This is a genomic window from Nonomuraea candida, from assembly GCF_000725485.1.
Classification (GTDB): Bacteria; Actinomycetota; Actinomycetes; order Streptosporangiales; family Streptosporangiaceae; genus Nonomuraea; species Nonomuraea candida.
Genome location: NZ_JOAG01000005.1, coordinates 288,713 through 309,967 on the forward strand (window position 1 = coordinate 288,713; position 21,255 = coordinate 309,967).

At 72.6% G+C, this 21,255-nt stretch carries 22 protein-coding genes; 16 read left to right on the top strand and 6 right to left on the bottom strand.

From position 1 onward, the window contains the following. Positions 1-50: 50 nt before the first annotated feature. From IO39_RS04975 to IO39_RS05010, 8 genes are all read left to right on the top strand, one after another. A complete protein-coding gene (locus IO39_RS04975) occupies positions 51-1,013 on the top strand; it encodes an STM4015 family protein (RefSeq protein ID WP_043616549.1) in 963 nt (320 codons plus the stop codon). Between the two features lies 1 nt (position 1,014). Next, on the top strand, positions 1,015-1,509 hold the full coding sequence (locus IO39_RS04980) for a hypothetical protein (protein ID WP_043616552.1): 495 nt from the start codon (positions 1,015-1,017) through the stop codon (positions 1,507-1,509). A 43-nt stretch (positions 1,510-1,552) separates the two neighbouring features. Further along, on the top strand, positions 1,553-2,569 hold the full coding sequence (locus IO39_RS04985) for an STM4015 family protein (RefSeq protein WP_052422450.1): 1,017 nt from the start codon (positions 1,553-1,555) through the stop codon (positions 2,567-2,569). Between the two features lies 1 nt (position 2,570). After that, positions 2,571-2,813, top strand: a complete 243-nt coding sequence (locus IO39_RS04990; RefSeq protein ID WP_043616555.1) for a hypothetical protein — start codon at positions 2,571-2,573, stop codon at positions 2,811-2,813. Then, positions 2,810-3,856 (top strand): STM4014 family protein, encoded by a 1,047-nt coding sequence (locus IO39_RS04995; RefSeq protein ID WP_342671398.1) that lies wholly within the window; start codon positions 2,810-2,812, stop codon positions 3,854-3,856. The genes IO39_RS04990 and IO39_RS04995 overlap by 4 nt, the downstream gene beginning before the upstream one ends. A gap of 116 nt (positions 3,857-3,972) precedes the next feature. Next, positions 3,973-4,764 (top strand): STM4013/SEN3800 family hydrolase, encoded by a 792-nt coding sequence (locus IO39_RS05000; protein WP_084772298.1) that lies wholly within the window; start codon positions 3,973-3,975, stop codon positions 4,762-4,764. Next, the gene (locus IO39_RS05005) at positions 4,751-6,076 is read left to right on the top strand and encodes an STM4012 family radical SAM protein (protein ID WP_043616558.1); all 1,326 of its coding nucleotides are present in this window, start codon (positions 4,751-4,753) and stop codon (positions 6,074-6,076) included. Before IO39_RS05000 ends, IO39_RS05005 begins: the two co-directional genes overlap by 14 nt. Continuing rightward, positions 6,070-6,894, top strand: a complete 825-nt coding sequence (locus IO39_RS05010) for an STM4011 family radical SAM protein (protein WP_043616561.1) — start codon at positions 6,070-6,072, stop codon at positions 6,892-6,894. The genes IO39_RS05005 and IO39_RS05010 overlap by 7 nt, the downstream gene beginning before the upstream one ends. A 10-nt stretch (positions 6,895-6,904) precedes the next feature. Here the strand turns inward: IO39_RS05010 and IO39_RS56610 are convergent, their stop codons facing one another. The 5 genes from IO39_RS56610 to IO39_RS05035 all read right to left on the bottom strand — a co-directional run bounded on the left by IO39_RS56610 (position 6,905) and on the right by IO39_RS05035 (position 10,967). Continuing rightward, complete coding sequence (locus IO39_RS56610) at positions 6,905-8,092, bottom strand: DUF6745 domain-containing protein (RefSeq protein WP_211266886.1); 1,188 nt, start codon at positions 8,090-8,092, stop codon at positions 6,905-6,907. Then, positions 8,092-8,388 carry a DUF8820 family protein gene (locus tag IO39_RS05020; RefSeq protein ID WP_043616568.1) on the bottom strand — a complete coding sequence of 99 codons (297 nt, stop codon included), beginning with the start codon at positions 8,386-8,388 and terminating at the stop codon, positions 8,092-8,094. Before IO39_RS05020 ends, IO39_RS56610 begins: the two co-directional genes overlap by 1 nt. Positions 8,389-8,476: 88 nt before the next feature. After that, positions 8,477-8,692: a hypothetical protein gene (locus IO39_RS05025; RefSeq protein ID WP_211266887.1), complete on the bottom strand. Its 216-nt coding sequence runs from the start codon at positions 8,690-8,692 to the stop codon at positions 8,477-8,479. A gap of 124 nt (positions 8,693-8,816) precedes the next feature. Beyond that, the gene (locus IO39_RS05030; protein WP_043616848.1) at positions 8,817-9,278 is read right to left on the bottom strand and encodes a hypothetical protein; all 462 of its coding nucleotides are present in this window, start codon (positions 9,276-9,278) and stop codon (positions 8,817-8,819) included. 105 nt (positions 9,279-9,383) lie between these two features. Next, on the bottom strand, positions 9,384-10,967 hold the full coding sequence (locus IO39_RS05035) for a DUF4434 domain-containing protein (RefSeq protein ID WP_157547895.1): 1,584 nt from the start codon (positions 10,965-10,967) through the stop codon (positions 9,384-9,386). 82 nt (positions 10,968-11,049) lie between these two features. Here IO39_RS05035 and IO39_RS05040 point away from each other — a divergent pair, with 82 nt between their 5' ends. Together IO39_RS05040 and IO39_RS05045 are read left to right on the top strand one after the other, a co-directional pair. Beyond that, a complete protein-coding gene (locus IO39_RS05040; protein ID WP_043616575.1) occupies positions 11,050-11,874 on the top strand; it encodes an SDR family NAD(P)-dependent oxidoreductase in 825 nt (274 codons plus the stop codon). Positions 11,875-11,995: 121 nt separating this feature from the next. Next, positions 11,996-13,573 carry an alpha/beta fold hydrolase gene (locus IO39_RS05045; RefSeq protein WP_084772263.1) on the top strand — a complete coding sequence of 526 codons (1,578 nt, stop codon included), beginning with the start codon at positions 11,996-11,998 and terminating at the stop codon, positions 13,571-13,573. A 119-nt stretch (positions 13,574-13,692) separates the two neighbouring features. On the opposite strand, the gene IO39_RS05050 is transcribed toward IO39_RS05045, so the two are convergent. Next, positions 13,693-14,832, bottom strand: a complete 1,140-nt coding sequence (locus IO39_RS05050) for an FAD-dependent oxidoreductase (RefSeq protein ID WP_043616577.1) — start codon at positions 14,830-14,832, stop codon at positions 13,693-13,695. 343 nt (positions 14,833-15,175) lie between these two features. On the opposite strand from IO39_RS05050, the gene IO39_RS05055 reads away from it, so the two are divergent. The 6 genes from IO39_RS05055 to IO39_RS05080 are packed head-to-tail and all read left to right on the top strand — an operon-like array spanning position 15,176 to position 21,213. Beyond that, on the top strand, positions 15,176-16,267 hold the full coding sequence (locus IO39_RS05055; protein ID WP_043616580.1) for an ABC transporter ATP-binding protein: 1,092 nt from the start codon (positions 15,176-15,178) through the stop codon (positions 16,265-16,267). After that, positions 16,260-17,354 carry an ABC transporter ATP-binding protein gene (locus IO39_RS05060; protein WP_052422451.1) on the top strand — a complete coding sequence of 365 codons (1,095 nt, stop codon included), beginning with the start codon at positions 16,260-16,262 and terminating at the stop codon, positions 17,352-17,354. The genes IO39_RS05055 and IO39_RS05060 overlap by 8 nt, the downstream gene beginning before the upstream one ends. Next, entirely contained in the window at positions 17,351-18,292 is a 942-nt protein-coding gene (locus tag IO39_RS05065) for a carbohydrate ABC transporter permease (RefSeq protein ID WP_211266888.1), read from the top strand. Before IO39_RS05060 ends, IO39_RS05065 begins: the two co-directional genes overlap by 4 nt. A gap of 5 nt (positions 18,293-18,297) precedes the next feature. Then, positions 18,298-19,131, top strand: a complete 834-nt coding sequence (locus tag IO39_RS05070) for a carbohydrate ABC transporter permease (RefSeq protein WP_043616583.1) — start codon at positions 18,298-18,300, stop codon at positions 19,129-19,131. A gap of 2 nt (positions 19,132-19,133) precedes the next feature. Continuing rightward, positions 19,134-19,409 (top strand): DUF2160 domain-containing protein, encoded by a 276-nt coding sequence (locus IO39_RS05075; protein ID WP_211266889.1) that lies wholly within the window; start codon positions 19,134-19,136, stop codon positions 19,407-19,409. A 19-nt stretch (positions 19,410-19,428) separates the two neighbouring features. Continuing rightward, positions 19,429-21,213, top strand: a complete 1,785-nt coding sequence (locus IO39_RS05080; RefSeq protein ID WP_043616585.1) for an ABC transporter substrate-binding protein — start codon at positions 19,429-19,431, stop codon at positions 21,211-21,213. Positions 21,214-21,255 lie beyond the last annotated feature (42 nt).

Consider the following 21,255-nt stretch of genomic DNA (forward strand, 5'->3'; position numbering starts at 1 on the left):
CGGATCTGGTAGGACAGGACAACCGCATCCCCCGACACCAGGACCATTCGATGAGCGACCACCGGCCCAGCCACCGCGACACCTACACCGAGACCTATGCCGGCCTTCCGGTGGCCTGCGCGTACGAGATCGAGGACGACGAGCCGACGCCCCTGCCCGACCCCGCCTCCGTCGCCTGGCGCTTCGAGGCCAGCGAGTGGAACGACGACGCGCCCGAGTCGATCTCCGAAAGTTTCGACTGGTTTTTCGAGAACGTGGACCCGGCGAAGGTCCAGGCCATCGTGATCGGCGAGTGGGAGGAGTGCTACGACACCGACAGCGCGCCGATCATCGCCCGCCTCGCCGAGAACGCCGGCCGCCTGCCCGCGCTGCGCTCCCTGTTCCTCGGCGCGATCACGCCCGAGCAGGCCGAGATCTCCTGGATCCAGCAGTCCGACATCACGCCGCTGCTGGAGGCGTTCCCCCGCCTGGAGCGGCTGGAGGTGCGCGGCGGCACGGGGCTCAGGCTCGCCCCGGTGCGTCACGAGTCGCTGCGCGTGCTCAGGTTCGAGACCGGCGGCCTGCCCGCCGGCGTCGTGCGCGCCGTGGGCGGCTCCGACCTGCCCGCCCTGGAGCACCTGGAGCTCTGGTTCGGCGTCGAGGAGTACGGCGGCGACGCCACCACCGCCGACTGCGCCGCCATCCTCAGCGGCGAGCGGCTGCCCGCGCTGCGCCACCTGGGCCTGCAGAACAGCCCGTTCGCCGACGAGCTGGCCGCCGCCGTGGCGGGCGCCCCCGTCGTGGCCAGGCTGGAGTCGCTGAGCCTGTCGATGGGCTCGCTCGGCGACGAGGGCGCGGCGGCGCTGCTCAGCGGCCAGCCCCTCACCCACCTGCGCTGGCTCGACCTCGACCACCACTACCTGAGCACGGCGATGATGGAGCGTCTCGCCGGGGCGCTGCCCGGGGTCGAGGTCCGGCTGTCGGAGCCGAGCGACCGCGACGAGGACTGGCGCTACGTCCAGGTCAGCGAGTGACATGGCCGTCCACCTGATCGACGAGCAGCCCCGCGAGGACGAGGGCTACCGCCAGACCTACGCCGGCCTCCCCGTGGTGTCCGTCCCGGCCGCCACCGGTGGGCGGCCCGCAGCGACATCCGCCGGTGGGCGGCCGGCACTGACACCCGCAGGCGAGGGGCCGGCCCAGACGCCCGCCGGCGGATGGCCGCCGGAGCCCGGCGCCGTCGCGTGGCGCCTGTCCGCCAGCGACTGGGACGTCGAGCAGCCGGACTCCATCGCCGAAAGTTTCGGCTGGCTTTTCGACAATGTCGAGACCGAGAAGGTCCAGGCCCTCGTCATCGGCGAGTGGGAGGACCTCGGCCTCGACAGCGGGCTGGTCATCGAGCAGCTCGTCGAGCACGCCGGCCGGCTGCCCGCGCTGCGTGCCCTGTTCCTCGGCGCGATCGCCGCGGAGGAGTGCGAGCGGCTCCAGGCCGAGGCCGGCGAGTCGCGCTACGTCGCGGTGAGCGAATGAGCACGCGAGCGCGTGAGCGCGCGACGCATGAGGGAGTGAACGGGTGAGCGAGACGAGCGAGGCGGGCGCGGGGACGCTTCCCGACCCCGGGGCCACGCTGCTGGCCGACCCCGACATCTACGGCAACGAGCGCTTCGCCGGCCTGCCGGTCAGGAGCGTGGACGAGGCGGGCTGGGACACAGGCGGGGACACGGACGGTGACACAGGCGGGGAGCCGTCCGGCCGGGTCGCCTGGATGGTGACCGACGGCACCGAGCCCGGCTCCTCCCGGGGCGAGTCGGACCTGCCCCGCGAACTCGACGAGCTGCTGGAGAACGTGGCCCCCGGCGACGTCCGGGCCCTGGCGGTGACCGGCTACGGCGCGGTGGACGCGCCGCTGATCCTCGCCGAGTACGCCGCACGGCTGCCCGCGCTCACCGCCGTCTTCCTCGGGTTCATCGGCATCGAGCAGTGGGAGATGTCGTGGATCGGGCACGGTGACATCACGCCGGTGCTGGAGGCGTACCCGAGGCTGGAGCGGCTGGAGGTGCGCGGCTCCGACGGGCTGACGCTGCGGCCCGTCACCCACGAGCACCTGCGGGTGCTGCGCTTCGAGACCGGCGGGCTGCCCGGCGCGGTGGTCAGGGCGGTCGGCGCGAGCGACTTCCCCGCGCTGGAGCACCTGGAGCTGTGGCTCGGCTCCGAGGGGTACTACGGCGACCACACCATGGAGGACCTGGACGACGTCTTCTCCGGCGCGCGGCTGCCCGCGCTCAGGCGGCTCGGCCTGCGCAACAGCGAGCAGCAGGACGCCGTCGCGGCGGCGCTGGCCACCGCGCCCGTCGTGGCCGGGCTCGACGAGCTCAGCCTGGGCCAGGGGGCGCTCACCGACCGGGGCATGGAGGCGCTGCTCGGCGGCCAGCCGCTGACCCACCTGCGCGTGCTCGACCTGCGCCACCACTTCCTGAGCCGGGCCATGGCCGACCGGGTGCGGCGGGCGCTGCCCGGCGTGGCGATCGACCTGACGGGGCCGCGGTTCGACCTGTCCGACGGACGGCCCTACATCACCGTGGCGGAGTGACGTGGACGAGGACCACGAGGAGTGGGAGGACTGGGAGACGCCCGCCGATCCCCGCGATCCCGGCGACACGTTCCTCCCCGAGGAGGCCGTCTACCACTCCGACGCCGGCGGCTCCCGCCGGGAGCGCTTCGCGGGCCTGCCGGTCATGCGGCCCCGCCGGCGGGCGCTGCCCGGCGTGGCCGTCGATCTGGCGGAAGGGCAGCCGCTGCACAGTGAGGAGCCGTACGTGGCGGTGAGCGAGTGACGGTGCGCTTCGCCGTCGTCGGCACTCCGGGAGACCGGCGGGTGACGTTGTTCCGCGACGCCGTGGTGGCGCGGGGGCTCCCGGAGCCGTACGTCGTGCCGTGGCGGGACGTGCTGGCCGGGCACGAGCTCGGCGCGCCCGCGGGCGCGTTGGTGCGGATCGACTCCCCCGGCGAGGACGCGGGGGCCGACGAGCTGCTGCGCGGGCCGGGCGATCCGGCGCGGGTCGGCGGGGGCGCGGCCTGGTACCGGTCGTTCACCGCCGGGCTTGGCCGGATCGCGGCGATCCCCGGCGTGCGCCTGCTGGGGGACGTGGACGAGATCGCGGTGATGTTCGACAAGCGGCGCTGCCACGCGGTGCTGGCGGCGGCCGGGGTGCCGGTGCCGGAGGCGTTCGAGGCGGTCTCGTACGAGCAGTTGCGCGCGGAGATGGCGCGGCGGGGCTGGGCCAGGGTGTTCGTCAAGCCCGCCCACGGCTCCTCGGCCTCCGGCGTGATCGCCTTCCAGGCCCACGCCGGGCGGATCAGGGCCGTCACCTCGGCGGTCCCGATCGACGGGGTGCTGTGCAACTCGCTGCGTCCCCGCACCGTGACCGAGGAGGCGCAGGCGCGCCGGCTGGTGGACTTCCTGGCGCCGGACGGGCTGCACGTCGAGCGCTGGTTCCCCAAGGCGGCGACCGGCGGGCGCGCCTTCGACCTGCGGGTGGTGACGGTGGCGGGGCGGCCCACGCACGCGGTGGTGCGCACGAGCCGCGCCCCCATGACGAACCTGCACCTCGGCGGCGCGCGCGGCGACCTGGACGTGGTGCGGGGGCGGGCCGGGTTGTGGGAGCGGGTGCTGGAGGTGAGCGCGCGGGCGGCGGCGTGCTTCCCGCGCAGCCTGAGCACCGGTGTGGACGTGATGGTGGGATCGGACTGGCGGTCGGTGGCGGTGGCGGAGGTCAACGCGTTCGGGGACCTGCTGCCGGGGCTGGGGGATTTTTCGGGACATGGACGGGATACGTACGCCGAACAGGTCGAGGCGGTGCTGACGGCATGGACCTGAACCCGACCGGCCCGAACCTGCCGGCCCTGGACCCGCAGGACCCGAACCCGCAGGACCCGAACCCGCAGAGCGGGGACGCGCGGGACCGGCGGGCGCCGGGTCTGCCCGCGCTGGACATGAACACGATCGTGGGCGGTCACGACCTGCTCCTGGTCACGCTCGACACCCTGCGCTACGACGTGGCCGCCGCGCAGGCCGAGGCCGGGCTGCTGCCGAACCTGCTGCCCGGCGGCGCGCGCTGGGAGCGGCGGCACAGCCCGGGCAGCTTCACCTACGCCTCCCACGCCGCCATGTTCGCCGGCTTCCTGCCCACGCCGGTCGCTCCGGGGCCGCATCCCCGGCTGTTCGCGGCCACGTTCCCCGGCAGCGAGACGACGGCGGCGGGCACGTGGGTGTTCGACGCGCCCGACCTGCCCACCGGGCTCGCGCGGGCCGGCTACCACACCGTCTGCATCGGCGGGGTCGGGTTCTTCAACAAGCTGACCCCGCTCGGCTCGGCGCTGCCCGGCCTGTTCGCCGAGAGCCACTGGGAGCCGGAGTTCGGCGTGACGAACCCCGCCTCGCTGGAGCACCAGATCGACCGTGCCGAGGAGGTGCTGCGCGACGTGCGCGGCCCGGTCTTCCTCTTCCTCAACGTCTCGGCCCTGCACCAGCCGAACCACCACCACCTGCCCGGCGCCGCCGGCGACTCTCTCGACAGCCACGCCGCCGCCCTGCGTTACGTGGACCGGCACATCGGGCGGCTGTACGCGCTCATGACCCGCCGCCGCCCCTGCCTGGCCATCGTCTGCTCCGACCACGGAACCGCGTACGGGGAGGACGGGCACGTCGGCCACCGGATCGGCCACGAGGTCGTGTGGACGGTCCCTTACACCCACTTCGTCCTGGAGAGCCATGCGGCCGTATGAAGGCTATGTCTACGCCTATCCGCACAAGACGGCGTACCGGCCGCTCGACCCCCGTCCCCGGCTGAAGGAGGTCTGGGCCGGGGAACGCCCCGGCGCCCTGTACGTGCACATCCCGTTCTGCGAGATGCGCTGCGGCTTCTGCAACCTGTTCACCCGCACCGGCGCGCCCGAGGAGCTGGTCACCGCCTACCTCGACGCCCTCGAACGGCAGGCCGAGCAGGTGCGGGACGCGCTCGATGAGACGGCCCCCGGGAACCGGGCGCCGGGCGGCCCGGCGGCCAAGGGGACGACGTTCGAGACGGCGGCGTTCGGCGGGGGCACGCCGACGTACCTCAGCGCCCGCGAGCTGACCCGCCTGTTCGACCTGACCGAGCGGACGATGGGGGTGGACCTGACGCGCGTCCCGCTGTCGGTCGAGACCTCCCCCGCCACCGCCACGCCCGACCGCCTGTCCGTGCTGGCCGAGCGGGGCACCTCGCGGATCTCGATCGGCGTGCAGAGCTTCGTGCCGGAGGAGGCCCGCTCGGCGGTGCGCCCGCAGAAGCGCGCCGAGGTGGACGCGGCGCTGGACGCCATCAGGGCCTCGGGCGTGCCGGTGCTCAACATCGACCTGATCTACGGCATCGACGGGCAGACGCCGCGCACCTGGCTGCACTCCCTGGACACGGCGCTGCGGTGGCGGCCCGAGGAGCTCTACCTCTACCCGCTCTACGTCCGGCCGCTGACCGGCCTCGGCAAGCAGGGCCGGGCCTGGGACGACCAGCGGCTGGAGCTGTACCGGGCCGGGCGCGACCACCTGCTGGCGGCCGGGTACGAGCAGGTGTCGATGCGCATGTTCCGCCTGCCCGGCACGGACTCCGGCACCTCCTACTGCTGCCAGACCGACGGCATGGTGGGGCTGGGCTGCGGGGCGCGGTCGTACACGAGCGGCCTGCACTACTCCTTCGAGTACGCCGTCGGCGCCCGCCACGTCCGCTCGATCATCGACGACTACGTGGCCCAGACCGACTTCGGCACCGCCAACGTGGGCTTCGCCCTCTCCCCCGACGAGCGCAGACGCCGCCACCTCATCCAGTCGCTGCTGCAGGCCGAGGGGCTGGCCCGTCGCGCGTACGCCGACCGCTTCGGCGCCGACGTGCTGGACGACTTCCCCCTGGACGACCTGCCGATGAAGGAGTTCGCCGGCTGGCTCAGCGTCACCGACGAGACGGTCAGGCTCACCCCGGAGGGGCTGGCCCACTCCGACGCGATCGGCCCCGCCCTGTTCTCGCCGCGGGTGCGGGCGCTCATGGATGGATATGAGGCATGCTGACCATCCTCTACCGGGGCCCCCTCGCGAGCTGCGACTACGACTGCGCCTACTGCCCGTTCGCCAAGCGGCGCGACACGCCCGAGCAGCTGCGCGCCGACCGGGCGGCGCTGGAGAGGTTCGCCGGCTGGGTGGCCGAGCGGGACTTCGAGGTCTCGATCCTGTTCACGCCGTGGGGCGAGGGGCTGGTCAGGTCGTGGTACCGGCGCGCCCTGGTCGAGCTGTCCCGGCTGCCCCACGTGGCCAGGGTCGCCATCCAGACGAATCTGAGCTGTCGTACGGACTGGCTGTCGGAGGCGTCGGAGCGGGCCGCGCTGTGGGTGACCTACCACCCGACGCAGGTGCCGTACGAGCGGTTTCTGGCCAAGGTGCGCGCGCTGCCGGTGCGGCACAGCGTCGGCATCGTCGGCGACCCGGCGCACCTGCCGCACGCGCGGCGGCTGCGGGCCGACCTGCCGCCCGAGACGTATGTGTGGGTCAACGCCGAGGAGGGCCGCCTCTACACCGACGCCGAGGCGGCCGAGTGGGCGGCCATCGACCCGTTGTTCCACCACAGCCGCTTCCCGCACGCCAGCGCGGGGCTGCCGTGCCGCACGGGCGACAGCGTGATCTCCGTGAACGGCGAGGGCACCGTGCGCCGCTGCCACTTCGTGCCGGAGGTGCTGGGCAACCTGTACGACGGGTCGTACCGGGCCGCCCTGCGCCCCCGCGCCTGCCCCAAGGCGGCCTGCGACTGCCACATCGGCTATGTGCACCTGGAGCCGCTCGGCCTCTACGACGTCTTCGCCGGCGGCGTGCTCGAACGCATCCCCGCCTGGTGACCGGAGGGGCTCAGGTCTCGCGCTGCGGCCGGTAGTCCTGCTCCGCCAGCCCGAACGTCCACGCCACGCCCTCCCTGGCCCGTTGCACCCACGGCGGCACCCGCAGGAAGTAGGTGCGGCTCGTGCCGTCGGGCTCGGGCGTGGAGTTGACGACCTCCACCATGACCATGGGCTCGTCGTTGGGCAGGTCGATCCGCCACAACACGCCCGTCTCGTCGGTGTGCAGCGGCTTGGCGCCCGACTCGGCGAGGTAACGCTCGGCGCCGAAGTGCTCCAGCATCGCGCGGCGCAGCTCGGCGTTCTGCTCGGCCCGGATGCGGGCGGGGGTGAGCGCGGCCATCGTCTCGCCGAAACCGGCCGGCACGGGCATGCCGTGCCAGGCGTGCAGGGCGAACCCGTCGGCGTGGCGCAGGGCGGGGCCGTCGGCGCGGTGCAGCCGCCCGAGGTCGTCGAGGTGCAGCTCGGCCGGGCGCTCGGTGACGATGGCCACCCGTTCGTACGGCCACCACCAGCCCGCCCGCTCGGCCACCCGCTTCAGCCCGTCGAGCCCGTCGAACGCCGACAGCCAGGGCGCGTCGTGCTGCCCGAGCACGGCGTCGAGGCTCAGCTGCCGCAGGCTCTCGCCGCCCAGGTCGGCCAGGGCCCTGCGCAGGTCGGCGACGAGCCGCTCGACGCGCGGCCAGAGCCGCCCGCCCGTCTCGGCCCAGAGCGCCGCCCAACCGGCGTGCCCCAGCTCCGCGTAGGCCGCCGCCCTGGCCCGCTCCCACGGCGTCGTGCGCACGGCGTCGCGCACCGACCGCCCCGGATCGCCCGCCGCCAGCACCGCCCGCACGGCCGGCTGGGCGAACAGGGCCCGCACGGCCTCGCCGCTCAGCACCTCCCGCGCCGCTGTGCCTTCCCGCTCCGCCGCGCTTTCCCGCGCGGCCCGCGCCGCGGGCCCGCGCCCCCGCCCCTCCGGGTCGAACGGCCAGTCCGCGATCTCCGGCTCCCGGGCCGACCCCGCCTCCAGCGCGGCGCGCCGCGCCGCGTCACCGGTCAGCCAGGCCGCCACGAGCGCTCCGGCCGCCGGCGAGGGCAGCACGAGAACCCGCTCGGGCTCCGCCAGCCCCGCCTCCCGGTACGCCTGCCGCACGGCCTCCTCGACACCCTCGCCCGGCCCGGTGGCCACGGCGACGCGATCCCATGTCAAGGTCGTCATCAGTCGGCCACCACCCGGTAGGAGCCCGGCACGTATTCGCGCTGCCGCACCACGCGATACCACCCCTTCGGCAGCGAGATCGCCTCGTGCTCCTCGTGCACGAGCCTGCCGCCCTCGGGCAGGTGCAGAAAACCGTGGGACAGCGTGCCGGGCCCGGGGATCGCGTGACAGTGCCCGGTGGCCTCACCATGCGCCAGCACCAGCCGCCCCCGCGCGTCACGCGGCTCGGGCCGCAACGCGAGCGGTGCGGACTCCTCGGGAATGGGCATCAGCAGGATGTCACCCTGTCGGTACATCGACCAACCTCCATCGATCGGGGGGATGATCGAAAGCTAGCGCCCCCCACCGACATTTCCCCGCCCTCCACCGGCCACGTCCCTGGCCTCACCGCCGGTCGGTCCGCCTCGGATGCGCTGTCCCCGCATGCGTGATCCACAACGTCCGCTCCTCGTCGTCGATCGCGTACCACAGGCGCCCGCCGGACGTGGCTTCGTACTGCCACTGTTCCAAGGCTCGGCCGCCCACTTTGACGACGCCGAGCGCACCCTTGAGCGGATGTTGGCGACAGCCGACGTCTCGCGGGTCACTGGTGATGGCCACCCAGGCACGATCGAGGTTCTCGGGGGCCTGCGCGAGGAGGTGTCCCCAGCCTTCGGCCGCGCGGCGGTCGGCGAATCTGACGCGCCAGGGGCGAGGCCGGGGCACGTCGTCTCCCCGCCCGGCATCAGTGGTCGCCCGTCGGGCGCGGAACCTCCGGGCCGTCGCCGGGGAAGGGTCCCTGGAGTTCACGCGCGAGCCGCGGGTCGCTCCAGGCCACGGCAGTCGACCGCCACGAGCTCAACGATCGGGCGAACGGCAGCAGCTCGCCGGTGTCGGCCCCCGCGATCAGCTGGCCGAGAAGCTCGCGCACGCACTCATGGCGCTCCGCCTCCGGCAGCCAGGTGAGCCAGGGAAGCTCATCGGCCAGCACCTCTTCCGCGAGGGCGCCGTTGCGCCGGGCCACTATGGCCAGCGCGCGAGCCGCGATGCGCAGGCTGGCCGCGCCCGCCTCGAATCTCTCGGCGCGCATCAGGATGAGGTTCTCGTCGTCGCGCCGCTCGAGGATGACGTCAGCGTTGTCCAGGCTGGGCAGCACCTCCGACGGCCCTCTGAGGAACGCACTGTACGAAAAGCTTCTCGTCACCATGCCCACCAGCATATCTGAAGTAGTTCAGACAAGGCAGAAGTCATGGAGGTCCACCGGCACACACGACTCACCGGCTTCGAGCGTCCGGGGGCGTGACAGGTCGGTTCAGCGCATCACGTACGGGTTCGTGCTGGTGTGGCCGGTCGCGTTGGTGGCGGTGATCGAGGTCCAGGTTCCCGGGGGCGGCTCGTACGGGACCCAGGCCGACTCCAGCCGTTCGCGCCCGTGCCACTCCTGGGCCGCCACCGCGCCCTGCGGGTCGAACCGGAGGGTGACCCCGTGCAGGTGGTAGCCCTCGACGAGCAGGCCGGGCCGGCCGTTCAGCTCCTTGCGGTAGGCGTTGACGATGATCGGCTGCTGCCACCCGGCCGCGATGTCGTCGGCCAGCGAGGGCGTGTCGTGGCCGGCCTGGCAGGTGTAGAAGGGCTCCCACTTGTACGAGATGATCTTCGCGACCTCGGCCCCGGCCGCCATGATCTGCCGGTCGAGCCGGCTCTTGGTGGTCCGCCCGCGGTGCGGCAGCGGATCGAGCCGCCCGCACTCGCCGGCCACGGGCGTGGGCTCGAAGCCCTCCGCGTTCACCCACAGCTCCACGCCGTCCGGCACGTTCGCCGCCGCCGTCTCGATGTAGGCGCTGGTGGGCCCGTGGTATCCCTGGGCGTTGCGCACGTCCCCCACGACGGGCACCAGCCGCTCCGCCACCCTGGCGTCGGCCTCGTGCGGCCCGTGCACGGGCACCTTGCCCGTGCCCCGCCCGTCCTGCACGGCGACCGCCATGGGCTGCCCGGCCCGCGTGCCGGCGATGTCGGCCAGCCCCTCCGCCACCTGCGACGGCGGGAACCCGCGGCCCCTGCGCGCGTCGATGTACGGGCTGACCACGATCTTCCTGCCCGGCAGCGTGGCGGCGACCACGGCGTGCTGGGCGGCGTACAGCTCGATGATCGGGTCGCGCTCGGCGCGCGCCCGCATGGCCAGCTCGAACGACTGGTACACCCCGCCGAACGCCGCCAGCCCCGTGAACCGCTGCCGGTAGTCGGCCAGCACCCGCGCCGTGAAGGCGTTGAGCGCGCCGGTGTGCGCGTGGTCGGGCTCCCACTGCTTGCCCTCCCGCTGCGGCGCCGCGGGCAGGCCGGGGTAGACCGTCATGCCGTACGCCGACGCCTCCCGCACGAGCGTGCCGAGCCCGTCGCCGTCGGTGGTGGCGAGCACCAGGTCGTGCTCGGCGTCGGCGCAGGAGCCCGCCAGCGTCAGCCGGTAAAAGGTGCGCCCGCCGCTCTCGAAACGCCGGTCGATGCCGGGGCAGCGCAGCATGCCCGGCCCGAACTCCTCGCTGGTCATATACGTGTAGACCTGCCGGACGCGCTTGCCCGGCAGCTCGGCGCACGGCCTGCCGTCCACCGCGCACTCGGGGAAGTCGGGGTCGGGGCGGGCGTTGAACCGGGGCCCGAACGTGATGAGCGTGTCGCCGCCGATGGCGTGGATCGCCTCGACCATGCGCTGCGTGACGCACCGGTCGGCGCGCGGGATGACGAAATAGCCGGTCACCGCGTAGGGGGCCAGGACCCGGGTGTCGCGCGGCGGGCACTCCTGCCCGGTCGCCACGTCGGGATCGTCCGGGATGGCCAGGCCCACCACGAAGACCACCGCCACGACCAGCCACAGGATCCGGTGCACCCACGCCCCTTCCACGCCTCCTCCACCCTATGCGGCCACCCCCGGTGCGGGCGGGTCTCGTGCCGTTGGCGAGAATGGCGGCAGGGGGTGGGACATCGTGCGCATCGACCTCAAGGGCAAGACGGCGCTGGTCACCGGCTCGACCCAGGGAATCGGGGCGGCCATCGCGACCGGCCTGGCGCGGGCGGGCGCCCGCGTGGGCGTCAACGGGCGCAGCGAGGGCTCGGTGGCCGCGGCCATCGAGCGGATGGACGACGAGCGCATCGAGGCCGAGCGGGTCAGCGGCGAACGGCTGCGCTACGACCTGGTCGCGGCGCCGGGCGACGTCGCGACGGAGGAGGGCTGCGAGCGGGTCGCCGCCCTGCTCCCCCACGTGGACATCCTGGTGAACAACCTGGGCATCTTCGGCGCCCGGCCCGCGCTGGAGATCGACGACGCCGAGTGGCGGCGTTACTTCGAGGTCAACGTGCTGGCCGCGGTCCGGCTCACGCGCGCGTACCTGCCCGCCATGCGGGAGCGCGGCTGGGGCAGGATCCAGTACATCGCCAGCGACTCCGCCGTCGTGATCCCCCACGAGATGATCCACTACGGCATGACGAAGACGGCGCTGCTGGCGGTCTCCCGGGGGTTCGCGAAGGAGGCGGCGGGCAGCGGCGTGACGGTCAACTCCGTGATCGCCGGGCCGACGCACACCGGGGGCGTGGAGGAGTTCGTCTACCAGCTCGTGGACAGGGAGCTGCCGTGGGAGGAGGCGCAGCGGGAGTTCATGCGGCTGCACCGGCCGCAGTCGCTGCTCCAGCGCCTGATCGAACCCGAGGAGATCGCGAACCTGGTGGTCTACCTGAGCTCCCCGCTCGCCTCGGCGACGACGGGCGCGGCGGTCCGGGTGGACGGCGGGTACGTCGACTCGATCCTCCCCTGACAGTCCTCCCCTGACAGTCCTCCCCTGACAGTCCTCCCCTGACAGTCCTCCCCTGAAGGTGAGCCGCCGCCTCCCACCGCCGGGGGATGTGACGCGCGGGGGCCACGGCCAGCCTGTGGGCATGATCCTGCACACTCTGCTGGCGGGCGCCCTGACCCTCGGCGCCCTCACCGTCCCCGCGCGGGCCGTTCCGGCGCGGGCCGCGTCCACGCCGGCCGCCTCCCCGCCGATCGTCCCCGCGCGGGCCGCCTCCGCGCCCGGCGCTCCCGCCGTGACGTGGCAGGAGTGCCCCACGTACTCCGACGACGTGCTGCGGTGGGGCGGCCTCGACGAGAAGGACCTCCCCGAGTTCAGGCGGCTGCTCGCCCGTACGGACTGCGGCACCCTCAAGGTCCCGCGCGACCACGCCGACCCCGGCGGCCCGCAGATCACGATCGCGCTGACCCGGCTGCGAGCCACCGACCAGCGGCGCCGGCTGGGCAGCCTGGCCGTCAACCCGGGCGGCCCCGGCGGCAGCGGCTACCTCATGCCCCTCGAACTCGTCATGTCCGGCCTGAAGGTGAACGAGCGCCACGACCTGATCGGCTTCGACCCGCGCGGCGTCGGTCTCAGCACGAGGGCCGGGTGCCGCGCCCCCATGCCGGAGCCCCCGCCGCCCGGCGCGGTGAGCGAGGAGCAGGCCAGGAAGGTCTACGCGGAGGTGGTGCGGGGCAACCGGGCGTGCGTCGCCGCCGACCCCGGCCTCGTCGGCCAGCTCACGACCGCGAACGTGGCCCGCGACCTCGACCGGATCCGCGCGGCGCTGGGCGAGCGGCGGCTGAGCTTCCTGGGCGTGTCCTGGGGCACCTGGCTGGGGGCGGTCTACCGCAGCCTGTTCCCCGGCAGGGTGGCCCGCATGTGGCTGGACAGCGTGGCGCTGCCCGAGCCGAGGATGGACGTCTTCACCGAGGTGCGCGCGATGGCCGCCGACCGTGACTTCCGCCGGATGGCCCGGTGGATCGCCGGCCGCGACGCCAGGTACGGGTTCGGCGACTCCACGGCCGAGGTGGTCGCGGCGCTGACCCGGCTGCGCGAGCGGTACGCGGCCGACCCCGTCACCTTCACCGACCTCGGCGTCACCATCGACGGCAGGATGGTCGCCGAGGCCGCGAGCCAGCCCAGCCCGTCCTGGCCCGACGTGGCCGAGGTGCTGAAGGAGCTGGTGGACGCCACCGGCCCGGAGGCGCCGCCCGCGCTCAGGCGGGCCTTCGGCGGCGGTGACCGGCCGCCGCGGCCGGAGGGCGTGCCCGAGCGCCAGAACCGGGTCGCCGGCCTGGCGATGTTCTGCAACGAGGATCTGGGGCCGCGCACGTTCGAGGCGGCCTGGGACGCCTACCGGAAGCGGCTGGAGCGCTATCCGGTGACCGGCGAGGCGAGCACGTTCTTCCCGGCGTGCGCGGGATGGCCGCTCGCGCCGCGGGCGCCGCGGCTGCGGCAGGGGGGCGGGTCGCTGGTGCTGTCGGGGCACCTGCACGAGAGCCCGTCCCCGTACGAGTGGACGATCCAGATGCGGCAGGCCGTCGGCGGGCACGTGGTGACGATCGACGACGACGCGCACGGCTCGGCGCTGCGCACGCCGGGCTGCATGGCCGGCGTGGCCGGCTACTTCGCCACCGGCCGCGTCACCGGCGCCTGCCCGGGCGTGCCGATCCCGGACTGAGCGGCGGACCCAGGGCCGGAAAGCCGGCCGGAAGCGGCGGAGCGGGGCGGCGATCAGCGGCGGGCGGGGTGCCGGTCGGCAGCGGGCAGGGTGCCGGTCAGCGGCGGGCAGGGTGCCGGTCAGCGGCGGTCGAGGCCGGAGAGTTGCCAGGCCAGGCGGCGGCGCACGGCCGGGAGGCGGCCCGCGAGCGCGAGCACCGCGTTGCGCAGCGGGCGCAGGGCCGTGCCCGTCGTCGCCAGCGACGTGAGCCGCCCGGCCAGCGCCACCACCCGTTCCGCCACCGGCCGGCGCGCGGCGGCGTAGGCGTCGAGCAGGTCGTCCGGCCCGCCGTCGAGCACCTTGGCGAGGGTCTCGGCCAGCAGCACGGCGTCCTCGATGCCGAGGTTCATGCCCTGCCCGCCGGCCGGCGAGTGCACGTGCGCCGCGTCCCCGGCCAGCAGCACCCGCCCCTTGCGGTAGGCGTCGGCGATCCGGTGGTGGACGCGGAAGCGCGAGCCCCACACCACCTCCTCCACCACGGCGGGCACGGCCTCGGGCCCGCGCGTGTCGAGCAGCCGCTGCACGAAGGCCGCGCCGGGCTCGGGCGGGGCCTCGTCCACGGTGGCCACGATGCGGTGCAGCCCGTCGGGCAGCGGCGCCACGACCACCAGGCCCTCGGGCGAGAAGTACAGGATGACCTCCTCGCGCGGCACGCCGCCGCCGAGCCGGACGTCGGCGAGGGTGAACGACTCGGCGTACGTGCCGCCGGCGAAGCCGATGCCGGACCGCTCGCGTACGAGGCTGTGCATCCCGTCGGCGCCCACCAGGTAGGAGGCCCGCAGCACGCGGCCGTCGCGGAGGGTGGCGGTGACGCCGGAGGCGTCCTGCTCGACGGCCGTCACGGGGGCGGGCCGCAGCACCCGCCCGCCCAGCTCCGTCAGCCGGGCCAGCAGGAACGCCTCCATGTCGGCCTGGGAGATCATCAGCGTGTAGGGGAAGCGGGTCGGCAGCCCGTCGAAGGGCACCGGGACCAGCAGCCGGTCGCGGTCGCGGATGGTGAAGCGCGGCGTGCGCACCCCGCGGGCGGTCAGGGCGGGCGTGAGGCCGTACGGCTCCAGCAGCTCGAGGGTGCGCGCGTGCACGACGGCGGCCCTGGAGGTGTTCGCGCCCTCGGCCTGGTCGTCCACGACGACGACGCCGTGGCCGAGGCGCGTCAGGACGATGGCGGCCGTGAGCCCCACGGGCCCCGCGCCGACGACGAGCACGTCAGTGGTGATCATCTCTCCTCCTCGGAAGGCCAACACTTGTGGGCCGACACCTGTTGACGCTAGGCCCGGTCACGCCGGAAGTCAACAGCCGTTGGCCAACACTCGTTGGCACAGAGACCCAGGAGATCAGGACAGGGAGAGCGGCCCTATTCCCCGACTTTCGGTCATCGCCCCGCCCGGCCGCGCTGAGCAGCGCCGGAGCCGACGGGGTGATAGCCACGTCCGGTCGCCGATTTTTCCGGCTTTACCGGCGGAAAACCCACCTGTAACACTGGCAACAAGGGCACCGGGAGCGGCCCTTTGCAGCGGAATCAGATCATGTTAGAAGGGAGGGAAGCAGAGAGGACCGGGCACAGTGACGGTGATTCTCGACGGCATCTCCGTACGGCAGCGCGGAGAGACCTGGCTCGACGACATAAACCTCGAATTACCCGACGGAATGACCACCGTCCTCGGCCCGATGACGGCGGGAAAGACGACGCTGATGCGGGTCGTCGGCGGTTTGCTGACGCCCGGCGCGGGGCGCGTGCTGGTCAACGGAAAAGACGTCACCCGGATTTCGGTGCGAAAACGCTCGGTCGCTTTCGTCTATCAGCAATTCATCAATTACCCGTCGCTCACCGTCTACGAGAACATCGCCTCCCCGCTCCGCCTCGACCCCCGCCATCGCCGCGACGGCGTGGACCGGCGGGTGCGCGAGGTGGCCGAGCTGATGGGGCTGACCGGCCTGCTCGGCCGCCGCCCCGCCGAGCTGTCGGGCGGCCAGCAGCAGCGCACCGCCATCGCCCGCGCGCTGGCGCGCCCGGTGGACGTGCTGCTGCTCGACGAGCCCCTGGCCAACCTCGACTTCAAGCTGCGCGAGCAGTTGCGCGCCGACCTGAAGAGCATGTTCGCCGATTCCTCCGGCGTGGTGCTCTACTCCACCGCCGACCCCAACGAGGCCCTGACGTTCGCCGCGCCGACCGTGGTGCTGGGCGAGGGCCGGGTGCGGCACGTCGGTGACGTGGCCGCCATGTACGACCACCCGCCCACCCTCGCCGTGGCCGCCACGCTCAGCGACCCGCCGCTCAACCTGCTGCCGGGGGTCGTGCAAGACGGCCGCATCGAGGTCCTCGGCGCCTCCTTCCCCGCGCCCCGCGCGCACGCCTCCGGCCGCACCGTCCTGCTGGGCGTGCGCCCGCACCAGGTGACGATCGCCGGCGGCGGCCCGGGCGCGCTGGAGCTGCCCGCCGAGATCAGGCTCGCCGAGGTCACGGGCAGCGCGACCTTCCTGCACCTCCTCCTGCAAGGAGGGCGCCACCTGGTCGCCCAGCTCGCGGGCACGCGGCAGTTCACGCCCGGCGAGCGGACGGTCGCGTACGTGGACCCCGCCCACGTCTTCGTCTTCGACGAGGACGGCGGCCGCCTGCTGGCCACCAGCGCCGCGGAGGTGGACCTGCATGGCTGACATCCGGCTGGAGGGCGTGGGCCACAGCTACGACGGCGGCCGGACCTGGGCGCTGCGGCCGATGACGTGGACCTGGCGCAGCGCCAGGGCGTACGCGCTGCTGGGCCCGAGCGGCTGCGGCAAGACGACGCTGCTGAACATCATCTCCGGCCTGCTCACCCCCACCGTCGGCCGCGTCCTGTTCGACGGGCGCGACGTGACCGGCGTGCCGACGGCCGGCCGCAACATCGCCCAGGTCTTCCAGTTCCCCGTCCTGTACGAGGAGATGTCGGTCTACGACAACCTCGCCTTCCCCCTGCGCAACCGCAAGGTGCCGAAGAAGGAGGTCGATCGGCGCGTCCGCGAGGTCTCCCGGCTGCTCGGCCTCGACGCCCTGCTCGGCCGCCGCTCGCGCCGCCTCGACGCGGGCCGCCAGCAGATCGTCAGCCTGGGCCGCGGCCTCGTGCGCCCCCAGGTGGCCGCCGTGCTCCTCGACGAGCCGCTGACCGTGGTGGACCCGGCGCTGAAGTGGACGCTGCGCAGCAAGCTCAAGGAGATCCACCGCGACACCGGCCACACGCTGATCTACGTCACCCACGACCAGACGGAGGCGCTGACCTTCGCCGACGAGGTGGTGGTGCTCAACGACGGGGCGATCATGCAGGCCGGAGAGCCCGCGGAGCTGTTCCTGTCGCCGTCCCACGAGTTCGTGGGCCACTTCATCGGCTCTCCCGGGATGAACATGCTGCCCGCCGAGGTGGTCGGCGACGTCGTGCGGGTCGGGGAGTGCGACGTCGGGGCCGTGACGGACGGGCTGCCGCCGGGGCCGGTGCGGATCGGGGTGCGGCCGGAGTTCGTGCGCGTCGCCGGGGCGGGCCTGTCGCCCGGGGTGCGGGCCCGGGTGACGGGGGTGGACCGGATGGGCGCGTACGACCTGGTCCACACCGTGGTCGGCGAGCACCGGGTGATCGCCAAGACGGAGGCGGGCGCCCCGTACCGGCCGGGCGCGGTCGAGTTCCTGCACTTCCCCGCCGAGCGCACGTTCCTGTTCCGCGACGAGGTCAGATGCGGCTCGCTCGCGCCGCTCGACGGAAGGGGCCCGGCGTGAGCGAAGAGAGCGCCCCCCGGGCGGGGGGCGAGGTCGCCGTCGCGGAGGCGCCGGCCGAGGACGAGCGGCGCCCGGTGCTCAAGCGCAAGGACAACCGGGCCTGGTGGCTGGTCCTGCCCGTGGTGGTGTCGGTGGCGTTCACGGCGGTGATCCCGCTGATGACCGTGGTGAACTTCTCCGTGCAGGACGTCTTCGGCCCCAACGACCGGGTCTTCGTCGGCCTGGAGTGGTTCAGGTCGGTCGCCCGCGACCCGGAGGTGCGCGCGGCGCTGGTGCGCACGCTGCTGTTCTCGGCGCAGGTGCTGCTGCTGGAGATCCCCCTGGGCGTGGCCCTGGCGGTGTGCATGCCGCGCCGCGGCGTGCAGGTGTCGGTGGCGCTGGTGCTGGTCGCGCTGCCGCTGCTCATCCCGTGGAACGTGGTCGGCACGATCTGGCAGATCTTCGCCCGCGGTGACATCGGGCTGGGCGGCTGGACGATCAACAACGTGCTGGGCGTCAACTTCAACTACACGCTGGACTCGACCGACGCCTGGATCACGGTGCTGGTCATGGACGTCTGGCACTGGACGCCGCTGGTGGCGCTGCTGGCGTACGCGGGGCTACGCTCGATCCCCGAGCCGTATTTCCAGGCCGCGCAGATCGACGGCGCGTCGGCGTGGTCGACGTTCCGGCACATCCAGCTGCCCCGGCTGCGCGGGGTGCTGACGATCGCGATCCTGCTCAGGTTCATGGACAGCTTCATGATCTACACCGAGCCGTTCGTGGTGACCGGGGGCGGGCCGGGCAACGCCACCTCGTTCCTGAGCATCCTGCTGTCGAAGATCGCGGTCGGCCAGTTCGACCTGGGGCCGGCGGGCGCGTTCTCGCTGCTGTACTTCCTGATCGTGCAGATCCTCTGCTACGTCTTTTTCACCGTGCTCACCAGGTCGGGGAGGTGAGGGCGATGGCCGCGGCGACGGACCGGACCACCGGCAGGCGGCTGCCCTGGGCCCGCACGGTCTTCTGGCTCTACATCGTCACGCTCATGCTGCCGCTGCTCTGGATGTTCGGCATGTCGATCCGCCCGAACGAGGACATCCTCGGCAGTTTCTCGCTCATTCCGCAGCGCGTGACGTTCGACAACTACGTCACTTTCTTCACCGACTCGTCGTGGTATTCGAGCTATCTGAACTCCATCATCTACACCTCGCTGAACGCGGTGATGTCGCTCATCGTGGCGCTGCCCGCGGCATACGCGTTCTCGCGCTTCCGGTTCGCCGGCGACAAGCATCTGTTCTTCTGGCTGCTGACCAATCGCATGGCCCCGCCGGCGGTATTCCTGCTGCCGTTCTTCCAGATTTACCAGAGCGTCGGGCTGTTCGACACGCACCTCGGCGTGGCGATCGCGCACATGCTCTTCAACGTGCCGCTCGCGGTCTGGATCCTGGAAGGATTCATGTCCGGAATTCCCCGGGAAATAGACGAGACCGCGGCGATCGACGGCTATTCCCTGCCACGGTTCTTCGTCCGGATCTTCCTGCCGATGATCCGCTCCGCGATCGGCGTGACCCTGTTCTTCTGCTTCATGTTCAGCTGGGTCGAGCTGCTGATCGCCAGGACGATCACCTCCGTGGACGCCAAGCCGATCGCCGCCACGATGACGCGGACGGTGAGCGCGGCGGGCGTGGACTGGGCGCTGCTGGCCACGGCGGGCGTGCTCACCATCGTGCCCGGCGCGATCGTCATCTGGTTCGTGCGCAACTACATCGCCAAGGGATTCACCATGGGGAGGGTCTAGCCGTGCTCGAATGGATGGTCTGGACCGTCCCCACCGCCCTGGTCTTCGCCGGGCTGGCGCTGCTGCTGGCCGTCATGGCGGTCTGGGGCCGCATCTCCCCTCCGGTGGCCAGGCGGGGCTTCCTGCGCATCGAGACCGACCGGGGCGACCGGCTCTACATCGGCCTGATCAGCGCCGCCGTCGTGCTGGCCGGCTGGATAGCGATCACCGACCTGTCCATGTGGCTCGCGCTCGGCTGCGCGCTGCTGGTGGCGGTCGTGATCGGCATATGGGGCTAACAGAAGAGGAGCCAAGCCAATGAGGCATCGGGCAGTCAGGTCCGCGGCCGTGGTGCTGGCCGCGATCTCCCTGGTGGCGGCCGGCTGCAGCCAGGGCGCGGAGCGGCCCGCGAGCGACTTCAAGGAGGCCGACGGCAGGGCCGCGGCCCAGAGGTGGGTGAGCGAGGAGTTCACGCCGAGCACGCTGAGCAAGGAGCAGCAGCTCGCGGAGATGGAGTGGTTCATCAAGGCCGCGGCGCCGTACCGCGGGATGCAGATCAACGTGGTCTCCGAGACGATCACCACGCACGAGTACGAGTCGCGGCAGCTCGCCAAGGCGTTCACCGAGATCACCGGGATCAGGATCAAGCACGACCTGATCCAGGAGGGCGACGTCGTCGAGAAGCTCCAGACCCAGATCCAGAGCGACCAGAACATCTACGACGCCTACGTCAACGACTCCGACCTCATCGGCACCCACTCGCGCGGCACCTACGTCTTCCCGCTGTCGGACTACATGGCCGGGGAGGGCAAGAACGTCACCTCGCCCACCCTCGACCTGGACGACTTCATCGGCATCAGCTTCACCACCGGCCCGGACAAGAAGATCTACCAGCTTCCCGACCAGCAGTTCGCCAACCTCTACTGGTTCCGCTACGACTGGTTCACCGACCCCGACATCAAGAAGCAGTTCAAGGACGCCTACGGCTACGACCTCGGCGTGCCGGTGAACTGGGCGGCGTACGAGGACATCGCCGACTTCTTCACCAACAAGGTCAACGGCGACGGCACCATCGACGGCAAGAAGACCTACGGCCACATGGACTACGGCCGCAAGGACCCGTCGCTGGGCTGGCGCTTCACCGACGCGTGGCTGTCCATGGCGGGCAACGGCGACCCCGGCATCCCCAACGGCCTGCCGGTGGACGACTGGGGCATCCGGGTGGAGAACTGCCGCCCGGTCGGCTCCTCGGTCACCCGGGGCGGCGACACCAACGGCCCGGCCGCGGTCTACGCGCTGACGAAATACGTGGACTGGCTGAAGAAGTACGCGCCGCGCGAGGCCGCGGGCATGAACTTCAGCGAGGCCGGCCCGGTGCCCGCGCAGGGCAACATCGCCCAGCAGATCTTCTGGTACACCTCGTTCACGGCCGACATGACCAAGCCGGGCCTGCCGGTCGTCAACGAGGACGGCACGCCGAAGTGGCGCATCGCGCCGAGCCCGCACGGCGCGTACTGGAAGACCGGCAACAAGCTGGGCTACCAGGACGCCGGCTCCTGGACGCTGCTCAACAGCACCCCGAAGGAGCGCCGGGCCGCCGCCTGGCTGTACGCGCAGTTCGTCACGTCCAAGACGGTGTCGCTGAAGAAGTCGATCGTCGGCCTGACGTTCATCCGCGACTCCGACATCAAGAGCCGCTACTTCGCCGACAACGCCGAGAAGTACGGCGGCCTCATCGAGTTCTACGGCTCCCCGGCCCGCGAGCAGTGGACCCCGACCGGCACGAATGTGCCCGACTACCCCAAGCTGGCCCAGCTGTGGTGGCAGAACGTGGCCACCGCCGTGACCGGCGAGACCACCCCGCAGCAGTCGATGGACAACCTGGCCAAGCAGCAGGACGACATCCTGTCCCGGCTGGAGCGGCTCTCGCGCGAGCGGCAGGGGTACGGCGGCCAGTGCGCGCCCAAGCTGAACCCCGAGCGTCCCGCCCAGTACTGGTACGACCAGCCGGGCGCGCCCGCGCCGAAGCTGGCCGACGAGCGGGGCAAGCCGGAGACCCTCGACTACGACCGGCTGATCGCGACCTGGAAGCAGGGGAACTGAGCCGACGGCCGCCGGCTCCAGGGGAACTGAGCCGGCGGCCGC

Bases quoted from the DNA above. Each gene is read 5' to 3' on its own strand.
- IO39_RS04975 (WP_043616549.1), top strand. From the start codon at position 51: ATGAGCGACCACCGGCCCAGCCACCGCGACACCTACACCGAGACCTAT.
- IO39_RS04980 (WP_043616552.1), top strand. From the start codon at position 1,015: ATGGCCGTCCACCTGATCGACGAGCAGCCCCGCGAGGACGAGGGCTAC.
- IO39_RS05000 (WP_084772298.1), top strand. From the start codon at position 3,973: ATGAACACGATCGTGGGCGGTCACGACCTGCTCCTGGTCACGCTCGAC.
- IO39_RS05005 (WP_043616558.1), top strand. From the start codon at position 4,751: ATGCGGCCGTATGAAGGCTATGTCTACGCCTATCCGCACAAGACGGCG.
- IO39_RS05010 (WP_043616561.1), top strand. From the start codon at position 6,070: ATGCTGACCATCCTCTACCGGGGCCCCCTCGCGAGCTGCGACTACGAC.
- IO39_RS56610 (WP_211266886.1), bottom strand. From the start codon at position 8,092: ATGACGACCTTGACATGGGATCGCGTCGCCGTGGCCACCGGGCCGGGC.
- IO39_RS05020 (WP_043616568.1), bottom strand. From the start codon at position 8,388: ATGTACCGACAGGGTGACATCCTGCTGATGCCCATTCCCGAGGAGTCC.
- IO39_RS05030 (WP_043616848.1), bottom strand. From the start codon at position 9,278: ATGGTGACGAGAAGCTTTTCGTACAGTGCGTTCCTCAGAGGGCCGTCG.
- IO39_RS05045 (WP_084772263.1), top strand. From the start codon at position 11,996: ATGATCCTGCACACTCTGCTGGCGGGCGCCCTGACCCTCGGCGCCCTC.
- IO39_RS05050 (WP_043616577.1), bottom strand. From the start codon at position 14,832: ATGATCACCACTGACGTGCTCGTCGTCGGCGCGGGGCCCGTGGGGCTC.
- IO39_RS05060 (WP_052422451.1), top strand. From the start codon at position 16,260: ATGGCTGACATCCGGCTGGAGGGCGTGGGCCACAGCTACGACGGCGGC.
- IO39_RS05070 (WP_043616583.1), top strand. From the start codon at position 18,298: ATGGCCGCGGCGACGGACCGGACCACCGGCAGGCGGCTGCCCTGGGCC.
- IO39_RS05080 (WP_043616585.1), top strand. From the start codon at position 19,429: ATGAGGCATCGGGCAGTCAGGTCCGCGGCCGTGGTGCTGGCCGCGATC.